The sequence below is a fragment of the Marinobacterium iners DSM 11526 genome (assembly GCF_900107855.1).
GTDB classification, from domain to species: domain Bacteria; phylum Pseudomonadota; class Gammaproteobacteria; order Pseudomonadales; family Balneatricaceae; genus Marinobacterium; species Marinobacterium iners.
On sequence record NZ_FNRJ01000019.1, the window covers coordinates 1 to 19,745 of the forward strand.

Annotated in this window: 15 protein-coding genes and 1 pseudogene; 12 read left to right on the forward strand and 4 right to left on the reverse strand. The window is 51.7% G+C overall.

The features are described from left to right. The coding region (locus BLV48_RS15650) for a helix-turn-helix domain-containing protein (RefSeq protein ID WP_139253939.1) at window positions 1-247 on the reverse strand (247 nt) is incomplete at its 3' end. Between the two features lie 286 nt (window positions 248-533). Here BLV48_RS15650 and BLV48_RS15655 point away from each other — a divergent pair. Both BLV48_RS15655 and BLV48_RS15660 read left to right on the forward strand, forming a co-directional pair. Then, window positions 534-1,079 (forward strand): hypothetical protein, encoded by a 546-nt coding sequence (locus BLV48_RS15655; protein ID WP_091827735.1) that lies wholly within the window; start codon window positions 534-536, stop codon window positions 1,077-1,079. A gap of 201 nt (window positions 1,080-1,280) precedes the next feature. Then, window positions 1,281-1,640: a hypothetical protein gene (locus BLV48_RS15660; protein WP_139253940.1), complete on the forward strand. Its 360-nt coding sequence runs from the start codon at window positions 1,281-1,283 to the stop codon at window positions 1,638-1,640. 984 nt (window positions 1,641-2,624) lie between these two features. Here the strand turns inward: BLV48_RS15660 and BLV48_RS15670 are convergent. Together BLV48_RS15670 and BLV48_RS15675 are read right to left on the reverse strand one after the other, a co-directional pair. Beyond that, window positions 2,625-2,909 carry a hypothetical protein gene (locus BLV48_RS15670; RefSeq protein ID WP_091827738.1) on the reverse strand — a complete coding sequence of 95 codons (285 nt, stop codon included), beginning with the start codon at window positions 2,907-2,909 and terminating at the stop codon, window positions 2,625-2,627. Window positions 2,910-3,462: 553 nt separating this feature from the next. Then, entirely contained in the window at window positions 3,463-5,196 is a 1,734-nt protein-coding gene (locus tag BLV48_RS15675; protein WP_091827739.1) for a DUF6035 family protein, read from the reverse strand. Window positions 5,197-5,293: 97 nt separating this feature from the next. Between BLV48_RS15675 and BLV48_RS15680 the strand changes: the two genes are divergently transcribed. From BLV48_RS15680 to BLV48_RS15725, 10 genes and pseudogenes are all read left to right on the forward strand, one after another. Then, entirely contained in the window at window positions 5,294-5,854 is a 561-nt protein-coding gene (locus tag BLV48_RS15680; protein ID WP_091827740.1) for a hypothetical protein, read from the forward strand. A gap of 143 nt (window positions 5,855-5,997) precedes the next feature. Next, window positions 5,998-6,873: pseudogene (locus BLV48_RS15685) on the forward strand (nucleotidyl transferase AbiEii/AbiGii toxin family protein); the annotation flags it as partial. 126 nt (window positions 6,874-6,999) lie between these two features. Continuing rightward, window positions 7,000-7,371: a Y-family DNA polymerase gene (locus BLV48_RS15690; RefSeq protein WP_479691122.1), complete on the forward strand. Its 372-nt coding sequence runs from the start codon at window positions 7,000-7,002 to the stop codon at window positions 7,369-7,371. Continuing rightward, window positions 7,364-7,552 carry a DUF4113 domain-containing protein gene (locus BLV48_RS15695; RefSeq protein ID WP_091827742.1) on the forward strand — a complete coding sequence of 63 codons (189 nt, stop codon included), beginning with the start codon at window positions 7,364-7,366 and terminating at the stop codon, window positions 7,550-7,552. The genes BLV48_RS15690 and BLV48_RS15695 overlap by 8 nt, the downstream gene beginning before the upstream one ends. A 27-nt stretch (window positions 7,553-7,579) precedes the next feature. Continuing rightward, window positions 7,580-8,890, forward strand: a complete 1,311-nt coding sequence (guaD, locus tag BLV48_RS15700) for a guanine deaminase (RefSeq protein ID WP_091827743.1) — start codon at window positions 7,580-7,582, stop codon at window positions 8,888-8,890. Between the two features lie 84 nt (window positions 8,891-8,974). Next, a complete protein-coding gene (locus BLV48_RS15705; RefSeq protein ID WP_175527707.1) occupies window positions 8,975-9,718 on the forward strand; it encodes a DUF4197 domain-containing protein in 744 nt (247 codons plus the stop codon). Window positions 9,719-9,822: 104 nt separating this feature from the next. Next, window positions 9,823-11,469 (forward strand): class I SAM-dependent DNA methyltransferase, encoded by a 1,647-nt coding sequence (locus tag BLV48_RS15710; RefSeq protein ID WP_091827745.1) that lies wholly within the window; start codon window positions 9,823-9,825, stop codon window positions 11,467-11,469. Continuing rightward, on the forward strand, window positions 11,459-12,883 hold the full coding sequence (locus tag BLV48_RS15715) for a restriction endonuclease subunit S (RefSeq protein WP_091827746.1): 1,425 nt from the start codon (window positions 11,459-11,461) through the stop codon (window positions 12,881-12,883). Before BLV48_RS15710 ends, BLV48_RS15715 begins: the two co-directional genes overlap by 11 nt. 89 nt (window positions 12,884-12,972) lie before the next feature. Beyond that, window positions 12,973-13,995 carry a virulence RhuM family protein gene (locus BLV48_RS15720; RefSeq protein ID WP_091827747.1) on the forward strand — a complete coding sequence of 341 codons (1,023 nt, stop codon included), beginning with the start codon at window positions 12,973-12,975 and terminating at the stop codon, window positions 13,993-13,995. Between the two features lie 48 nt (window positions 13,996-14,043). Further along, on the forward strand, window positions 14,044-17,274 hold the full coding sequence (locus BLV48_RS15725) for a type I restriction endonuclease subunit R (RefSeq protein ID WP_091827748.1): 3,231 nt from the start codon (window positions 14,044-14,046) through the stop codon (window positions 17,272-17,274). 104 nt (window positions 17,275-17,378) lie between these two features. On the opposite strand, the gene BLV48_RS15730 is transcribed toward BLV48_RS15725, so the two are convergent. Then, a complete protein-coding gene (locus tag BLV48_RS15730) occupies window positions 17,379-19,646 on the reverse strand; it encodes a bifunctional diguanylate cyclase/phosphodiesterase (RefSeq protein WP_091827749.1) in 2,268 nt (755 codons plus the stop codon). Window positions 19,647-19,745: the final 99 nt, after the last annotated feature.

A 19,745-nucleotide genomic window follows, 5' to 3' on the forward strand; every position in this document is an offset into this window, starting at 1 on the left:
TCAATTCCACATAGCGAACGACCCGTTCCGGCAAGCGGTATTTGGCGGCACCTGTACGCCTCCGCATGGCCTGTTGATGCGCTTTGCCGGGATTGTATGCCTCTCGGCTACTGTTGCGTTTCAACTCCCGGTAGACCGTCGAACGATGGACTTTGACTGCTTGGGCAATCGCTGTTGCTGGACTTCCCTGCGCAAGAAGAACCGATATCTGGTATCGTTTCCCCTCGGTCAACTGCTGATAACTCATGGTGATACATCTTTTACTTTGGCGAGCGAAAGCGTACCACTAATCAGCAGTTGGCCACCGCTCGCCGCTCAACCATGAGTGTCGCACTTATTATCTGAATTCCCGCTATATGTCTTATATTAAACCGGTAACTTGGAAAGGAGTCTACGATGGTCCAAAGCGAGAAATTCATATAAACATTGATGAGCCTGCCAAAAGTGTGATTAAAGAGTTTCAGGCATTGAAGATGGATCGCTTTTAAAGCGATCCATCTATTTAATTCCTCGACAAAAAAGGAGTAATTTCCATGAGTAATATATCAATTGGTAGTTATTCAAATACTGTCACGAGTAATCAGAACAGTTCTAAGCAGAACCGCGATAGACAAGAGGATTTCTCTAGCATCTTGAACGATGCAGTGAACTCTACATCCAGTAGAGTCGCTGAAGTTACGATATCCGACGAGGCCAAACAAGCAGCATCAAACGAATTTCCCGGTTGGGTACAGGAAGTAATCAATCGCTTAAGCAATAATCCAGACCAAAAGGAAGCGATGGATGATGTTAAAATGATGGCAACAATTCCGGGCGGACCTCTAGTTTCTATTCCGGAAAATTTTGGTGGAACTCCGCACTACTTGGCCACTGGACAACCGGTAACCAAGGAAAGTGAAGCGCGATTTAATGCACTAGCTCAGTCGATAACTGAGAAAACTACGCAAATCTTCAATTCAGAATCAGCGAAGGGAAGTTCTGCCGCAGATATATTTAAGAAAATCCATGAGTATATGGCAACTCAGCCAGAAGACTATTTACAGGTATTGAATTGGTACAGATCATCCTACAAGTATTAAATTGGTACAGGAGCACCAGCATCATGATTGTTGGTTCTAGCTATAACCCATTGATTCATGGAATTACCTCGGCCTCTTATGGGCAAACGGAGAGCGGCAAGCTCTGCAGATCAGGTCACATTATCAAATGCAGGAAAGGCGTTGTCTGCCAGCGAGAGCACCCTTACACAGCCTAGGACCGCAGCCCAGGAAAGACTGATTATGGCCGCCAGCTCCGATACAGCCAGCGCAGAACAAATAGCCCATGACATGGCAATTTCGAAGAGCACCATATTTTATAACATATCTGGTCTTATAAAAAACGGGGCTGACGATGGGCAACTAACGCTTTCGACCTCAGGAAGGGTTGTAGACAGCTCATTCGACATCTTTAAAAATGCCTTTGAAAGAGAAGCTACGCAACTCGATGAAAAGCGACTCTCACTCTATAACTCCGAAAAAGCCAAAGGAACTGACCCATTACAAATTCTTGCAATGATGATCGATTTTACGAATAGTAATGCCAGCGGCATCTATCGTGAAGCAACTGGACAAGGATGGTTTGGGAAATCAGAAGGGTAGTTTTTAGCGAATACCAAAAAATACGGGTACCATATATTACTATATATGTGGCACCCGCTTTTTATATTATTAACCCGGCGGCAGTTTCTGTCGGAAAGGTACCAGTAAGCATGCGGCTTTCAGCCGGATTTGGCAGGCCTAAATTGCCACCGGTTTAATACAAGTGGTTCGAGTAGTAGTGAGTACCCCCCCCTTGATGCCGCATCTGGATGACAACTGAGCCATCTTTATCTGGTAAACGTTTTCCGGACACACCGACGCAGGCAAGATCGCCTGCAACTGAAAAGGTGTGTCAGGAGCTGAGCGACAGGTGACTATAGTTCCCGCCAATGTCCGCTCTGTGCGCGAAGTGGCTCTCTGACAGATCGACCAGGCCCACATCTATCGGTACATCAGGAGCTGGCCCTTTGCAGACATTAACGCCGTGCCTGGCCTTGTATGGTTCTTTGCCAGATAATTTTCACCAGACTAGGAAACGCCCAGGCCATTAGAGATAGCACAAGAAGTGCCGGAATTGTTGGCCCTGTTAGCTTGCACATTAAAGACAGGGCCCAGCTTAAGCTTGCCCCTTTGCCATACACCAAGAACTCTGTGCATTCAGATGCTTGCGATAATTTATATGCTAGCGGCAATGCAGCTAGGCAAAGTCCAAGCACCAATATACGTAGAAGAACTGCTTTGATCTTTGACTTGATCGGGAGCCAAGTTTTTAGTGTGCTCTGGCGCTTGCTCCCGTAGAACATGTACATGAGTACATACCCGATTAGCATTGCGCAGTTGAAGATTATCATTGGTTTTTGACTTGTTTCTGTGCCGCTACTCAAAAATACAAAATTCACGAGAGCTGTGAATATTGATACGAGTATGAGAACGATCCAGCTCATGATGTGCCTAACGCTGAGCACAGCGGCGACCTTGGAATGGCGACGAAGGAGCCATGGAAAGGGCGTCCGGCGGCCGTAGGCCGCGTACTGCTGCGACTTGTTAAAAATTCCCGAAGACATCCTGATACCAGAACTTGTCTTTGTCCTTGAACCAAGACTCATTCTCGGAGGTACAAAGTGCTGCGAGTGGCTTTGCTGACAGCCTGTAGCGCTCCAAGATAGCCAACAGATCCCTCATCGCTTGCTCGTCTACCTCTGATTCTTGGATATGCAGATAGCCGCGATCGATGCTTTTTATACATGGGATTTCCTGCGCCCAGGCAAAGAAGTGATCCTCGTCGAGCGGTGAATAATAGACCACTGGCTGCGTATCAATTTTAAGCACGGTTCCCTCCGATTCTTAACAATTTTAATACTACGCATGCGCATATTTGCTTTCAGTCGAAGACTATGAAAACTGTCGTAAGCACCTGAAGAGAATGGATAAATCGAGATATCACAGTCATTCTCTTCCGGTGAAAACGAGCATGCGCGTTTTGCAGCTTTGCCGTGCGCGTTATCCTGCAACGGCCAGTCCATAGCTTCCTGATACTGAACGATTTTCCCGCCTGTTACCAGTCGCAAATGAGCACAGGTACGCCACAAAGCGAGTGCGGAGCGCATGTGGCCATCAATACACTGTATGTAATCACAGAAGCTCAAATCAGCTTGTCCACAGATCCTGTTGTGCGCTGAGCGACCAACTCCTGCGAAGGTCCGCTATGTGCGCTTGTAGGACTTAATCTATCGGGGCACGATAGCATTTCCCATCAGACGGTAGATCATATCAGCATCAGCTCTTGTTTGATTCCATGGAGCTGGTACCACCACTGTTCCAACATTTTTTCCCTCAACTGTGTCGATCCCCCGACCACATAGTGTTTTGGCCATGGACCGTCCTAAGGCAACATCGGCATAGGGATCGTTCTGGAGTAGGCCAACCGTTCTGTGATTCGTGCGTTGATCATCTCTTCAATGCCTTCCAGCGTGAAACTCTGTTGCTCTTGAGCGAAGTCTGGTGCCAGAAGTGCGCCTTCAAAGGGTGTATCCACTTGATAGACGGGGTACCCGACTGTGGTATGCCCATTCCATAAGGTTGGCATGATGCGTGGCGGGGGAGTATTTAGCTCCGAACAGATCGATTTGATCAGCACCTTCTCATGTTCATTGAGTACTACACCTTGCTGCCTAACATCTAAAATCGCAGCGCGGTAAGTATGATAGTTACGCTGGCGAGCAATGGAGTCACTGCGGCCAGACTGATTTAACAGATTATGAAACGGGCCAAGCCATCTGCGATTACAGTCTTTAGCCATTTCATTCGTTATCCATGGCCAGGACTGAGCATCCCATTCAGATTTGTCTTGATTTGCACTTCTTAGAGCCTTTAGTACAAACGGAGGAATCTGGGTTCGCGATAGCTCTATTCCTCTGCAGCGAAGCCAGATCCCCGGAACCGATAACGTTTGGCCGTAAGCGGGATATCCATTGTCCAGTTCCCGAATCAGGTAGGGCCACATAATGTCTGGCAGCAGGCTCGAAATGCGCCAGGCTAGGTTTTGCCATTTCTTCAAAAAGCTATCGGCTGTGGGCTGAGGTTTTGGCAATGACAGCACTGGCTTAGTAATAATTGACTCTTCTTTCGCTACTGCATCTTTACGTGCCTGTTCCTTTTTGCGTGCACGCTCCTTGTTGAGCTCAATTTCTTCTAGGATGAACTGTTCTGCAGCCTTTAAATCTTCGACAACAGCACGTCCTTCCTGAAACGAGATCTCATCCAGCCCGATCAATCTGTTCTCCCAGGTATACTTCAGGACATTACCGTCCCTATAGGGCCGATGAAGCCAACATTCCAGGATCAGTCCCCCTTGTCGCCGGGACTCATCAGCACAGGTATCAGTAAGAGCAAACATGTGGTCTTCGTTTTGGGTTTGTATATCCTTCTGCGACTGATTCATGTGAGCCGGCGAAAACTCAGGCAGGATCCAAAGGATCCCCAAGCTGGGCTGGAGCTTGTAGAAGTACTGGCGTGCCGCGATAGCGTATGGCAGCTCTGGAGAGACCTGAATTTCAAACGCTACTTGGGTGCTGGCTGACGCTACCCAGGCTTGCACATCTGGTTTCCGCCAAAGTCCTGCAAAGCCTTTAAGCCTTTTTTCAATCAGGATACTGTCACGATCAATATTGGGATCATCTCTGAGTAGCTGCGCCAGCAAATGTTTTAGCCTGAAGTGCTTCTCACCTTCTTGTATTCCTTGGTGCTGAATTGCGCGATACAGCCAAGTTGGCAGCGTGGTACCCGATCGCTGAGGACAGTCAGGTGAAGCACCTTCACGGAGCCGGTCGTGGATAGGGTACTGGTCTGTAGAGTTGGTTGCAGTACGAATCAGCAATGGCTCCAAGCAGAATGAACATCTAAGTGGAGGGCTTTTTACAGGACCAGGTAACTTACCCTGTCCCACCAGTTTGTTATGGTGATTAACCGTGGTGATGTGATTACGAAGGCGCTGGAATTCTTTTTGGGACTGGCTACTAATGTCTTCCAGGTAGACACTTAGATACTGCCCCTCTTTTCCAGTCAGCCAGTCAACGCACTGAACCTGAAAACGCGAATAGTCGCTTTGCCTTTCCATCAGCCGCTTGCTCCATTAAATCAGACCAGTTTCATGCCCTTGCCTTTGACGTTATATAATGCCCTTATACAAACAGACCTCCAAGCCGGTGTGTGCCATGGGTACCTTGCAGAAACCTGACTACGATCAGAGATACAACAAGCAATCCTCCCGAACCGCTCATGCAGCGCAACGGGACGGGCGTGCTTGTGCTGCAGATCCCCAGGTGGTTGTTCCGGCTACCCCTGCAGGACAGTACATCAGCGGCATAGCCGCGCTTAATATACCAAGGCCTGAAGGTACTGGAGACTGGCATTTTGCCCGAGCTTTCAAACCACGATCGCGCAAGCCGCGTACTTTTCTCATGGGTGACGGTTGCCCGGAAGACACCCGGCCGTGGCTGGGTGAAGCCGGCATTGAAGACGTAACAGCGATTGTAGAAAGCATGTTGGTTCCTCATGAGAGCCCCAGGACCTACGCGGCATCTCATGCCCGGGCCATCGCTGATTTAGTATTAGTGGCGACCAAGCGTAACCAGCCCTTGGACCATATTCATATCGATGACTGGATGCACACGCAAGATCAGAAAGAGCAGGTGTATGAACTCTTGTCCTATGCAAAGGGCAAACTGGAATCTGACCAATGGAGGCGTTTACAGGAATGGAAATTGAGCAGCTAAACTCCAGATTGCATCTATCCCCGGAAGAACACGCTCATTTTGATGTGATGAAGAAGGTGCTGAGTAACCTGGCACAGCATGATAAGCCCCTCATACTCAAAGGCGGAACGTCTTTGTTTCTCTGTTAAGGCCTCGACAGATTCAGCGAAGATTTAGACTTCGATTGCTCAACCAAGCTGAAGCTCGAAAATACGCTTAAGCATTCCATTCCTGCAGACTTCAAGCTGAATGAGGTCACTACTCAAAAGGACACCGACACAACATCTCGGTACCGAATCAAATACATGTCGCCAGTTGGTCCCCGAAGCCTCAAGGTCGAAGTATCTCACCGCGAATTAGCCCAAGACACCGAATCTCGTACCATTCATGGTATTTCTGTGGCCTCCATCGGAAGCATCATCAATATGAAGCTGCTGGCTGCGCATGATGGCCCGAAGCTACGGGCAAAGTTTCGTGACCTGTTTGATTTGGATTACGTGGCACGCCATTTTCCAGCTGCATTCAGTGCTACCAATGCACAGCGTCTTGCTGATTTCTCAAACGATGTTGACGCACTTAGCTCAACGTATGAGGCTGATTTCGCTGAAGACGTACTGGTACCAGACGGGTTGGAGCTGGATGACCTAGTCCTGAGCCTAAACAGCCTTGCATCAGACATCCTGGAGAACCAAGAAGCCTTTGAAGATCGAATTACGGCAGTCCCGGAGTTGAAGCAAAGACTACCAGCCCAGAATGCGTTCTATGAACTGGCTACCCGGGCGATCGAAGACATGGCCGCTGCTGGCGGGAATGCTCGTGAGGTGAACTGGCTGAAGGTTCAGGATGATACCGTCAATACCTGTATCAGGGAGCATGGGCAGGATCCGGGGCTTGTCTTGGAACAATTAGAAAACGTCTCACCAGCGTGCCTGACAGCCCACGGCCGTGAGTCCCTGCAGCAGCAAATTGAGGCTGCACAGGTACCCTTAGACAGTGACCTGCACAGTAAAACCCGAATCAGCGCTACACTGACCCCGTGACAACAATGCTCAGTAACGAGAAAGGGCGCCACGAGGGCTCCCTTCTGTTTTCTACTGCTTTCTGTTGATCACCTGATACAGCGCGACTGCAAGCTGCGCTACGGTGGCCACCAGGGTCAGCAGGCACTGGCCCGGCGTTATGGGGTGGCGGTTTTCTCTTCCAATTATGCCCTGTATGCCGACATGTCAGCCCGAGTGATGAGTGTGCTTGAAGACATGGCACCGGCAGTCGAGGTTTATTCCATCGATGAGGCTTTCCTTGATCTCACTGGCGTTAGTCACATTCATTGCCTTGAAACATTTGGTCTGCAAGTGCGCCAACGGGTCATGCGCTGGACAGGAATTGCCACCGGTGTTGGCATCGCACCGACCAAAACCTTGGCTAAGCTTGCCAATCATGCAGCCAAGCAGTATCCGGCCACAGGCGGAGTCGTCGATCTGAGCTGCCCCGAGCGCCAACGGCGCCTGTTGCGACGGGTACCGGTTGCAGATGTTTGATACACCGGCGGCGTCCCCTGGCAGTCGAGAGCTGATGCAGGTGCTGGACCACATTAACAAAAGCGGCCATGAGCCGATATTTTTTGCCGGGCAGGGCATGCGCACCGGATGGGCGATGAAGCGGGAGTGGCTGTCTCCCACTTACACCACGCGCTGGGAGGATATACCCTGTGTACGTTAGCCAGCTGAACTGAAGGTGTTGCGTGCCATGAGTCAGACTACATCCTCTCGCGTGATCCGTGCGACTGTCCTGCACTGTTTGGCCAGCCCAGCCGAACAGGGTGAGCAAGCAATCGAGCACCTGCAGGACGGCCTGCTTTGGATCGAACAGGGGAAGATTAAAGCGCTTGGGGAGTATAAAGCGCTGCAGGCACAGCTGCCTGCGGGGCAGGTTATTGAAGATCGTCGCGGCTGCCTCCTGATACCTGGGCTGATCGATACTCACACCCATTATCCACAATTGAGTATCGCGGCCAGCCCGGCCGGAGCGTTGTTTGAGTGGTTATCCAAACGAGCCTTTCCCGCCGAGGCCGCCATCCATGATGCCGTTACGGCAGAGGCGATGGCAGAGCGCTTTATCCGTGAGCTGCTGCGCAACGGTACGACAACCGCAATGGTATTCGCCGGAGTGCAACCCTGGAGTGCGGATGCCTTTTTTCGAGTGGCGCAACGATACAAACTGCGCATGATCAGTGGCAAGGTACTGCAGGATCGACTGGTACCGCCTGAACTGCGTGAGCCTCTGGAGCAGGCACGTGAACACAGCGATGAGCTGATCGCACGCTGGCATGGGGTTGACCGGCTCAGCTACGCACTGACCCCTCGCTTTGCGCCAGCCTGTTCCGAAGCCTTGCTGGCCTGGTGTGGCGACCATCTGGATGTTCATTCCGACCTTTACCTGCAAACCCACCTTGCGGAAACGCCCTCTGAATGTGACCGCGTCCAGCAACTCTTCCCCGAGTGCAAGGGGTATCTGGATGTCTATGATCACTATGGACTGTTGCGCCCGCGCAGCCTGTTCGCACATGCCATCCATCTGAGTGCCGCCGAACAGCAGCGCTTGGGTGCCAGTGGTGCCAGTGTGGCACACTGCCCCTCGTCCAACCTGCTGCTGGGCTCTGGACTGATGCCGTTGCAGGCCCTGCAGCAGGCGAGCGTTTCCCTGTCGGTCGGGACCGATGTAGGTGCGGGGCCGAGTTGCTCAATACTGAAAACACTGGCAGATGCGGTCCGGGTGCAGCAACTGCGCGGCGAGCCATTGAACCCGCTTTATGCCTTCTACCTGGCAACTCTGGGTGGTGCCAGAGCGCTGCAGCTGGAGGCATATGCAGGCAACCTGCAGCCGGGGACCGAAGCGGACTTTCTGTTGCTGGATATGTCCGCTGTTCCGGAACTGGCTGTGCGCGGTGAGGCGGTGGAAAGCATTGATGAACTGCTGGCGCTGATCATTCTGCTGGGCGATGATCGGCTGGTTACCGAGATCAACATACTGGGCAGTCCGGTGGAGTTGAACGACTGAAGCTTGATCCGTACTACTCTATACTGCCTGCAGATTCGCTATTCAGGGATACCCAAAATGATACGACGCAATGCAGTGCACATAATGGCAATAACCCTTTGGACCAGTGCCATGGTTGTGCCACAGGCCACGGCTGCCTGGGATGACCTGCTCAAGCAAGGCCAGCAGTTGCTGGAGGGGCAAAACCGCTCAGAGCAAAGCGAAACGGCAGTGCCGGCGGGTATGGACACAGGGACTCTGGCACGCGGACTCAAAGAAGCCCTGCGAGTGGGTGGCGAGCGTGCCATCGGCCAGCTTGCCACAACCGATGGCTACTATGGCCGCCCCGACGTGCGGATACCGTTGCCGGGCATGCTGGAAAGCGGGGCCGGGCTGCTGCGTCGTGCCGGGCTTGAGTCTTACGTGGAAACCTTTGAGCGCAGTATGAACCGCGCCGCAGAGCAGGCGATCAGTGAAGCCACGCCTGTGTTTCTGGATACACTTGAACAGATGACACTGGAAGATGCCCGACGTATTTACTCCGGTGGCGATAACGCCGCAACCGAGTATTTTCGTGACAAAACGTCAACCCGGCTACAGCAGCGTATGCAGCCGCTGATCAGCGAGGCCATGTCTGCCAGCGGCGTTAGCCTCGCCTATGAAGCACTGGTGCAACAGGCCGAGTCATATCTGCCAATGCTGCAGGGATTCAGTCCAGACCTGAATGAGCATGTCACTTCGCGGGCGCTTGAAGGGCTGTTTCTTCGATTGGGTGAGGAAGAACGCTTGATACGTCAGCAGCCTGCGGCACGGACAACCGAACTGCTGAAGCAGGTGTTTGGGTCTTGAGCCCAAAATGACTTGACCACTACAGTTGTGTCGGTGCGTTCATTCCCTCCGGCCAATGGGGTACTCTATCCGTCATTAAAGGGACGCATTGACAACGAGTACACATGGCCACTGAACCAGCAAAAAAAGCACCGGCAAAAAAAGCAGCTGTAAAAAACGCAAAAGGGTTTGAAGAGACCCTCTGGGACGCCGCCAACAAGCTGCGTGGCAGCGTCGAATCCTCTGAGTACAAGCACATCGTACTCAGTCTTATCTTCCTCAAGTTTATCAGCGATAAGTTCGAGGCCCGCCGTCAGGAAATGATGGATGAGGGGCAGGGTGACTACGTCGACATGGTGGAATTCTACACCATGAAGAACGTCTTCTACCTGCCGGAGACCTCCCGCTGGAGCCATATTCTCAAGCATGCCAAACAGGATGATATTGCGGTCAAGATCGATACCGCCCTGCATGCCATCGAGAAGAACAACCCGGCGTTGCGTGGTGCTCTGCCGGACAACTACTTCTCCCGTTTGGGACTGGATGCCGCCAAGCTGGCCGCGTTGGTCGATACCATCAACAACATCGAAACGATGGCCAACGAATGCCACATGACCGAGCAGGATCTGGTCGGTCGCGTTTACGAATACTTCCTGGGCAAGTTTGCCGCCAGTGAAGGCAAGGGCGGGGGCGAGTTCTACACACCCAAATCGATCGTTACCCTGATTGCGGAAATGATTGAGCCTTACCGGGGCAAGATCTACGACCCCTGCTGTGGCTCCGGCGGTATGTTCGTGCAGTCGATCAAGTTCGTGAACAGTCACAACGGCAACCAGAAAGACATCTCCATCTACGGCCAGGAGTACACCGGCACCACCTACAAACTGGCCAAGATGAACCTCGCCATCCGAGGAATCTCGGGCAATCTGGGCGACGTAGCCGCGGATACCTTCTTCAAGGACCAGCACCCGGACCTGAAGGCCGACTACATCATGGCCAACCCGCCGTTCAATCAGAAGGAATGGCGGGCAGCCAACGAACTGACCAAAGACCCCCGTTGGGCAGGCTATACGGTGCCACCGACCGGCAATGCTAACTACGCCTGGATTCTGCACATGATCGCCAAGCTGAGCGAGAACGGGACGGCAGGGTTCGTGTTGGCAAACGGCTCCATGTCGTCCAACACCAGCGGCGAAGGCGATATCCGCCGTGAGATCATCGAGAACGATCTGGTGGACTGCATGATCGCGCTGCCGGGGCAGTTGTTCTACACCACCCAGATTCCGGTCTGCCTCTGGTTCCTGACCAAGAACAAAAAGGCCGACAAGGAACGTGGCTTCCGCAGCCGAGTGAATCAGACCCTGTTTATCGACGCCCGCCAGATGGGCACCATGACCAGCCGTATCCACAAGGAACTGACCACCGAGGATATCGCCGAGATCGCCGGCACCTATCACAACTGGCGTACAGGTAAATGGAATGGTGAATACGCTGCACAGGGAAGTGCGAGTATCGCGGGAGGCAGGATGCCGGGAGCGACCGAAGACAAGGCGGGTTTCTGTAAGTCGGCCACCTTCGATGAGATTGAAGCCAACGATTTTGTGCTGACCCCGGGCCGCTATGTCGGTGCCGCCGAAATCGAAGATGATGGTATTCCGTTCGAAACCAAAATGGCTGAACTGAGCCAGACCCTCTATCAGCAGATGGATGAAGCCGAGAAGCTGGATGCGGTGATTCGGAAGAATCTGGAGGTGTTGGGTTATGGGCGATAAACGGGTCTCAACCACCATTGGAGAAATTCTGGATAATGATGGCGGTGAGATAAAAACTGGGCCCTTCGGTACGAAGCTTAAAGCGTCAGAGTACTCATCGGATGGGGTCCCCGTTATCTCCGTTGGAGAGGTGCAACTTGGGCGCATCGTGTTGCACGAAAAAACTCCCAAAGTTGGACCCGACGTAACCAATAGAATGCCTGAATATTTACTGCGTGAGGGCGATATAGTATTTGGGCGCAAGGGGGCTGTAGAGCGGTCAGCTCGCGTGGCTCAGCACCAAAATGGTTGGTTCCTCGGTTCTGATGGAATAAGAGTACGGTTGCCTAGTTCTTGTGATAGTCGCTTTATTGCGTATCAATTTTTAACCAATTACCACCGGCAATGGATGATTCAGCATGCCGCCGGGACGACTATGGCGTCACTGAACGAAGGCATTGTTCGTCGAATACCGATAATGCTTGCTCCTCTCAGCGAGCAACGATCCATCGCTCAGATTCTCGGCACTCTCGACGCTAAAATCGAACTCAACCGCCAAATCAACGAAACTCTTGAACAGATGGCGCAAGCCCTGTTCAAGAGCTGGTTCGTGGATTTCGACCCGGTGATCGACAATGCGCTGGATGCAGGCAATTCAATACCTGAAGAGCTAGAAGCCCGTGCTGAGCGGCGCAGACATTTGCGTGATGCAGTGGCTCAGGGCGATACGCCAGTGCCCGGAGTGCCGGACGATATCAGTTCGCTGTTTCCCAGTGAGTTTGAACTTACGGACGAGATGGGGTGGATTCCGAAAGGGTGGAGCATCTCAACAACCCATGATGAGTTCGATATCAAGGGTGGCTCTACCCCCAGTACCAAAAACCCGGATTTCTGGGAAGATGGTGGTATTCACTGGACTTCGCCCAAAGATCTGTCTGGTAACAATGATAAAGTCCTGCTGGATACGGAGCGAAAAATAACACATCAGGGCCTGGATAAAATAACATCTGGATTGCTTCCCGTTAATACCGTTTTGATGTCATCACGTGCACCTGTTGGCTATTTGGCATTGGCGAGAATTCCTGTGGCAATCAATCAGGGGTACATCGCTCTTATTTGTGAGAAAACTATTACCCCTGAATATACTATCCAATGGCTTTCGTCCGTTATGGATGAAATAAAGAGCATTGCTGGTGGTACTACCTTTTCTGAAGTCAGCAAAAAGACTTTTCGGAGCATTAAGTTGGTCGTGCCGGAGGAGAAGGTTGTTGCCGAATACACGAAGTACGTTGCTGAATACTATCAGCGTATAACTCAAGCGGCGAAAGAGAGTGATAGCTTATCGGCAATGCGTGACTATTTGCTGCCTAGACTCATCTCCGGCGAACTCCAGATTCCGGATGCCGAGCAGCAGATCGCAGCAGCGGTGAGTTAAGCCAAACACACAAGAAACAGCCATCCCGGTTCAATGCCCCGGGACCCACGCACCGGCCAGGGAAGGCCGATCACAAAAAGGAGAATCCGATGCGCCAAGCCCACTTGCCAATGGAGATATTCACCTCCGAAGACGGCTCTATCCGCCTGCAACTGAAACTGGTGGATGACACCCTCTGGCTGACCCAGCGGCAGATCGCCGAGCTGTTCGAAAAGTCGCCCAAGACCATTAGTGAACACCTGAACAACATCTACGATGAAGGCGAACTGGAGCCGGATTCAACTATCCGGAAATTCCGGACAGTTGCCCGGGAAGGCACGCGAGACGTGGAGCGGCTGCTCGACCATTACGATCTGGATGCCGTGTTGGCGGTGGGTTATCGGGTGCGGTCCAACCGGGGTATTCAGTTCCGCCAGTGGGCCACGCGGGTGCTGAAAGAGTACCTGATCAAGGGCTTCGCCATGGATGACGAGCGCCTGAAAAATCCCGACCGGGATTTGGGCGCGGACTACTTCGATGAGCTGCTGGCGCGGATTCGGGATATCCGGGCCTCCGAACGCCGTTTTTACCAGAAGATCACCGATATCTATGCCACAGCGGTGGACTACAACCAGAATGCCCAGCTGAGTCAGCGCTTCTTCGCCACCGTGCAGAACAAGCTGCATTGGGCGATCCATGGCCATACCGCACCGGAGCTGATCCGGGAGCGGGCCGATAGCACCCAGCCCAATATGGGCCTCACCAGCTGGTCCGGTGCCCGGGTGAGTAAAAAGGATGTCTCCGTCGCCAAGAACTACCTGACTCAGGATGAAATGGCCGCCCTCAACCAAATTGTAACGATGTATTTGGATTACGCAGCTAGCCAAGCTGCCAAGAAAAGGCCGATGACCATGCAGGACTGGGCCAACAAGCTGGACGCCTTCCTTGAATTCAACGAGCATGAGATCCTGCAGAATGCAGGGCAGGTATCGGCAACAGTTGCCAAACAGCTGGCCGAGGCGGAATACGAACAGTACGAAACCCGGCGCCGCGAAGCGATGGCAAGCCGGAAAAGTGACTTTGACGCCTTTATCGAGCATACCCAACAGCTGACGGATAAAGGCAAACACTGATAGAGCGGCGCGGGCAGGGGCGCGGCCGGACAGTACAGGGAAAAGGATATGAAGTTCACCGAAGCCAAGCTGGAAGCGGCGATTATTCAACTGCTGGGCGAGCAGGGCTATGCCCATCAACCCGGTGGCGATCTGGAACGTCCACTGAGCGAAGTGCTGTTCAAGGATGATCTGCGGGATTATCTGGCGGAGCGCTATGCCGCTGATAGAATCACGCCGGCTGAAATCGAATCCGTCGTGCGGCAGGTGGAAACCCTGCCTGCCAGCGATCTCTACGACAGCAACCGCCAGTTCATGAAGTGGCTGTCGGATGGCTTCCTGCTCAAGCGTGAAGACCGCAACCAGAAAGACCTGTATATCCAGCTGGTTGACTACCAGGGCACTGAGCGGGCCTTTGCAGCGGCAGAGCTGGGCGAGTTGCCTATGGCGGCGGATTCTTCGGCGCGGTTCAGCCTGGACAGCAATATCTACCGGGTGGTGAATCAGCTGGAGATTGAAGGGCCGGATGGTGATTTAAGCATCCCCGACTGTATCCTTTACATCAACGGTTTGCCTGTGGTGCTGTTTGAATTCAAGAGTGCTATCCGTGAAGATGCCAAAATTGATAATGCCTATGATCAGCTAACAATCCGTTATCGACGTACTATTCCGCAACTGCTGATTTACAACGCCTTCGGTGTGATCAGCGACGGGGTGAACAACAAGATGGGCTCGCTGTTCGCGCCTTACGAGTTCTTCTATGCCTGGCGCAAGATTACCGGCGATGAGTCGGTGGAAAGGGATGGCATCAACGGCCTCTACACCATGATTCGTGGCCTGTTCGACAAGGACCGGCTGCGAGATGTTATCCGTCACTTCATCTACTTTCCTGACAGCTCTAAACAGGAAGTGAAGATTGTCTGTCGCTATCCCCAGTACTACGCGGCCAACAAGCTCTACCGCAATATTCTGGCACATCGTAAGCCAGAGGGTGACGGCAAGGGGGGTACCTACTTCGGGGCGACCGGTTGCGGCAAGAGCTTCACCATGCAGTTTTTGACCCGCCTGTTGATGAAAAGTGTAGAGCTGGAAAGCCCGACCATCGTGCTGATCACCGACCGTACCGATCTGGATGATCAGCTGTCGGCGCAGTTCACCAACGCCAAGGCCTATATCGGTGACCAGAATGTGATCAGTGTGGAGAGCCGCCAGCATCTGCGTGAATTGCTCAAAGGGCGCAACAGCGGCGGTGTCTTTCTGACCACCATTCACAAATTCACTGAAGACACTGAGTTGCTGACCGAGCGCAGCAATGTGATCTGTATCTCTGACGAAGCTCACCGCAGCCAGATCAATCTGGATCAGAAGGTAAGGATCACCGAGCGGGGTGTCGAGCGAACCTTCGGCTTTGCCAAATACCTGCACGACTCCCTGCCCAATGCGACCTATGTGGGCTTCACCGGCACGCCCATCGACGCCACGCTGGATGTGTTCGGTGAGGTAGTCGACGCCTACACCATGACCGAATCGGTCCATGATGAAATCACCGTGCGTATCGTCTACGAAGGTCGTGCTGCCAAGGTCACGCTGGATAACGGCAAGCTGACCGAGATTGAGGAATACTACAAGCAGTGCGCCGAGGATGGTTCCAGCGAGTACCAGATCGAAGAGAGCAAGAAGGCGATGCTCAACATGAACTCGATTCTGGGTGACCAGGACCGTATTCGTGCTTTGGCTGCCGATTTTGTACAGCACTACGAGAACCGGGTGGCGGAAGGCTCGACGATCAGGGGCAAGGCCATGTTTGTCAGCAGCTCCCGCGAGATCGCCTGGCAGCTGTATCAGGAGCTGGAGACCCTTCGGCCCGAGTGGTTTGAGGTCAAAGCCTGTGATGACAGTGTTCAGCTGACCGAACAGGAGCGCAAGGAGATCAAGCCATCGGCCCGGGTGCGGATGGTGATGACCCGCAACAAGGATGACAAGAAGGCGCTCTGGGACCTGCTGGGTACCAAGGACGACCGCAAAGAGCTGGATCGCCAGTTCAAGAATCCCAAGTCCAATTTCAAGATCGCCATTGTGGTGGATATGTGGCTGACCGGGTTCGATGTACCTTTCCTCGATACCCTGTATATCGACAAACCGGTGCAGCGGCACAACCTGATTCAGACCATCTCGCGGGTTAACCGCAAGTACGAAGGCAAAGAAAAAGGGTTGGTGGTCGATTACATCGGCATCAAGGCGCAGATGAACAAGGCGCTGGCACAGTATTCCAAAACCGAAGAGACCAACTTCGAGGATGTTCGCCAGTCGGTTATTGCGGTCAAGGATCATCTGGACCTGTTGAACAAGCTGTTCCACCGATTCGATATGCAGCCCTACTTTACCGGTGAGCCGCTGGCGCAGTTGAATTGCCTCAACATGGCCGCCGAGTTCGCCATGCTGACCGATAAGCAGGAAAAGCGGTTCATGGCGCTGGTGAAGCGTCTCAAAGCGGCCTACGACATCTGCTGCGGCAGTGAGGGCTTGTCCCAGTCAGACCGTGACCTGGTGCACTTTTATCTGGCCGTGCGTTCGATCGTTTTCAAACTGACCAAGGGCAACGCGCCGGATACTGCGCAAATGAACGCCAGGGTTCGGGCGATGATCGAAGATGCGCTGAAAAGTGATGGGGTGGAGGAAGTGTTCAAGGTCGGCAGTGATGATGAGTCGGAGATCGATATATTCGATGACGATTACCTGGCCAAGATCGAGAAAATCAAACTGCCCAACACCAAGATCAAGCTATTGCAGCAGCTGCTGGCCAAGGCGATCGGCCAGTTCAAGAAGACCAACCGGGCACAGGCGATCGAGTTTTCCAAGCGTTTCCAGACACTGGTCGAGAAGTACAACGAGCGCAAGGAAGATGATGTGCTGGTCAGTAATGTGCTGGAAGACTTCTCCGATGAGATCATCGACCTGTATCACCAGCTGCGGCAGGAGATTCAATCCTTTGAAGGGCTTGGCATCGATTTCGAGGAAAAGGCGTTCTACGACATCCTGAAGGCATTGGCGGCCAAGTACGACTTCAGCTACCCGGATGATAAGCTGATCGAACTGGCCAAGGCCGTGAAACTGGTTGTGGATGACAAGGCCAGGTATACCGACTGGAGCCAGCGCGAGAGTATCAAGGCGGAGTTGAAAGTGGAGCTGATTCTGCTGTTGGCCAGGCACGGTTATCCACCGGTTGATCGTGACGAGGTATACAAGGACATCTTCGAGCAGGCCGAGTCATTTAAGAAGTATCGGATGCAGCTGGTCTAGACTGCGTGGTAGTTCAATAAACGATCAGGTTGTGGCTATGAAGCGCGATGTGATTTTGCGGCTTACCCGAACCCGGTACTGCGAGTTTGCCGATGTTGATAGGTCTAACCAAGAAAATATTTTTCAAACTCTTCAACAGGTATGGGTGGGGATACTAGGTAACCCTGTGCCCAGTCACACCCGAGCTCCTGAAGTAGTTTAGCTTGTTCTTCAGTCTCGACCCCCTCGGCAAGGGTGCGAACATCAAGGGCTTTTGCCAAAGTAATAATGGTTTTAACTACTTCCAGATCACTTGCACTTTCTTGCATGTTTTTGACAAATCGCATGTCAATTTTCAGCAGTGTGAACGGCATGCGGGTGAGATATGCCAAGTTGGAATACCCAGTCCCAAAGTCATCAATGGCTAGTGAAACACCCAGCTCTCGTAGCTGCCTCAAGTTATTTTGAATAGTTGAGTCGTTTTCCGCCAGCACGCTTTCGACAAGCTCAATCTCTAATCGTGCAGGGGGTAGGTCCACGCGTGCCAGCAGAGCTTGTAAGTGATCTGCCCAGGTTGATGTGTTGATGTCGTCGGCTGTCTGGTTAATGGCAATATGGAATTCGGTCGGCAAGCACCCACGCTGCTGCCAGTCTGCCAGTAGCTCAATACTTTCATTTAATATCCAGCTATCCAGCTCTTCCATCACAGGAGTACCTGAAATAGCAGGAAGAAAATCTGCAGGGGAGAGTAAAGAAAGAGAGGAGTGTTGCCAGCGTATTAAAGCTTCCGCACCCATGATGCGCCGAGTATTTAAATCGAACTTGGGTTGCAGATAAATAAGCATCTCCCCTCGTTGAATTGCCAAAGGAAGTTCGGTACGGAGTTTGAATTTAGCGTCGAGCTGTTCACCCATAGTTTGGCCGTAGAGCACAAACCTATTTCGGCCAGACGCTTTAGCCTGATTAACGGCAGTGTCAGCAAATTTTAGCAGTGTGTCGGCATCATGTGCGTGGTCAGGAAAAAGTGCAACTCCAACAGAGAGTGAAGGTGCATACCCCGGGATGCCCGGTAAATTAACAGGTTTGTGTAAGCCAATGACCAATTTTTCTGCTACTTCCAAAGCGGCTGCTTCCCGAGTCTCTGGTAATAACACCACGAAGTCATCACCGCCTATTCGTGCAATGGTGTCCCCGCTACGAAGCGTTGCTCGTAGCTGCTTGCTAATATTAACCAGTAAATCATCGCCGACAATATGACCTAAGCTGTCATTGACTTCTTTGAAATGGTCCAAATCAACGAACATAACCGCAAATCCATGGTTGTGTCTCTTGCTGACACGTAGTAATTGTTCCAGTCGGTCATTTAGTAAGTCGCGATTAGGTAGCCCGGTGAGTGAATCGTAATTAGCAAGTTTTATTGCTTGTGCTTGAGTTTCTCGGAGAATTGTAATATCCGACTGAATATCAATATACCCCTGAAGGCATCCGTCACTATCTGTAATTGCACTGATGGTAGTAAGTGCAGTGTAGAAGCTACCGTCAGCTGTACAGTTAGTAACCTCACCCGTCCAGTGGCCTGTGTAATTAATGTCTGCCCACATTTTTTTGTAAAATGAAATATCATGAATCCCAGATGATAGAATATTTGGATTTTTACCAACTACCTCTTGAGCAGAATATCCAGTGATACGCTCAAATGCTGGGTTTACACGGATGATATTTTTATCAATATTGGTTACCAGAACTGCCTCGGTTGTATGCATAAAAATATTTTCACCTAGGCTCTCGCACTTTTCTGGCTTCTCATTATTATTAATATCGTGACACATATCAGTAACTTCCGAAAATGAGTCTTTTGAATCAAGATCAGGGAGTCTATTTGTGGATAATGATTGCTCTTTTATCTGCTTGTGCTCTGATAAAATAAGAACTATCTGGATAATATCTTCTAATGTAGGAAGACGTTTTAGGTGAGTATGTTGCCAAGCTAATCCACGCTGATCCTCTACCTTTAAAGCAAGTGGATTGGCCAATATCATTTCTCCCGAGTTGAAGGCCTGCTCTAGAGCATGCTGGAAGGCTCTCGAACTATCTGGCTCAAGAAGCTCCAGAAGTGTGTGACTCGAAAATTGACCTTGACATATATGTTTGAGCCATTCTTGAGCTTTTGGGTTCGCGGAAAGAATCCCCCCCTTTCTATCCACGTGTAATACAGCTACAGGAAGCGACGCAAAAGAGGTTATAGCAGCCTTACATTCGTTGATAATATGGCGAAGAGGAGAGGGGATTTCATGGCTAACAGCCTCTAATTTAGACAGAATATCGTCCACACTATCCAATTTTTCGTGTGCAAGAGCGAAAAATTTACAGGTTGAACTTCTTGAGGCTGCCAAAATTTTATCTCCTTATTATCCCTGCAGTAATTCTAGAAGCTCCTGCTTTAATGCAATCGTCGCCAAGTTAAGCTGTTGAAAGTGGCTCAGAATAATGAA

What these genes read in the sequence shown, in the direction of transcription:
- BLV48_RS15660 (WP_139253940.1), top strand. Translation starts at nt 1,281, where the DNA reads ATGGCCGCCAGCTCCGATACAGCCAGCGCAGAACAAATAGCCCATGAC.
- BLV48_RS15715 (WP_091827746.1), top strand. Translation starts at nt 11,459, where the DNA reads ATGGGCGATAAACGGGTCTCAACCACCATTGGAGAAATTCTGGATAAT.
- BLV48_RS15720 (WP_091827747.1), top strand. Translation starts at nt 12,973, where the DNA reads ATGCGCCAAGCCCACTTGCCAATGGAGATATTCACCTCCGAAGACGGC.
- BLV48_RS15675 (WP_091827739.1), bottom strand. Translation starts at nt 5,196, where the DNA reads ATGGAAAGGCAAAGCGACTATTCGCGTTTTCAGGTTCAGTGCGTTGAC.
- BLV48_RS15680 (WP_091827740.1), top strand. Translation starts at nt 5,294, where the DNA reads ATGGGTACCTTGCAGAAACCTGACTACGATCAGAGATACAACAAGCAA.
- BLV48_RS15705 (WP_175527707.1), top strand. Translation starts at nt 8,975, where the DNA reads ATGGCAATAACCCTTTGGACCAGTGCCATGGTTGTGCCACAGGCCACG.
- BLV48_RS15695 (WP_091827742.1), top strand. Translation starts at nt 7,364, where the DNA reads ATGTTTGATACACCGGCGGCGTCCCCTGGCAGTCGAGAGCTGATGCAG.
- BLV48_RS15655 (WP_091827735.1), top strand. Translation starts at nt 534, where the DNA reads ATGAGTAATATATCAATTGGTAGTTATTCAAATACTGTCACGAGTAAT.
- BLV48_RS15725 (WP_091827748.1), top strand. Translation starts at nt 14,044, where the DNA reads ATGAAGTTCACCGAAGCCAAGCTGGAAGCGGCGATTATTCAACTGCTG.
- guaD (WP_091827743.1), top strand. Translation starts at nt 7,580, where the DNA reads ATGAGTCAGACTACATCCTCTCGCGTGATCCGTGCGACTGTCCTGCAC.
- BLV48_RS15710 (WP_091827745.1), top strand. Translation starts at nt 9,823, where the DNA reads ATGGCCACTGAACCAGCAAAAAAAGCACCGGCAAAAAAAGCAGCTGTA.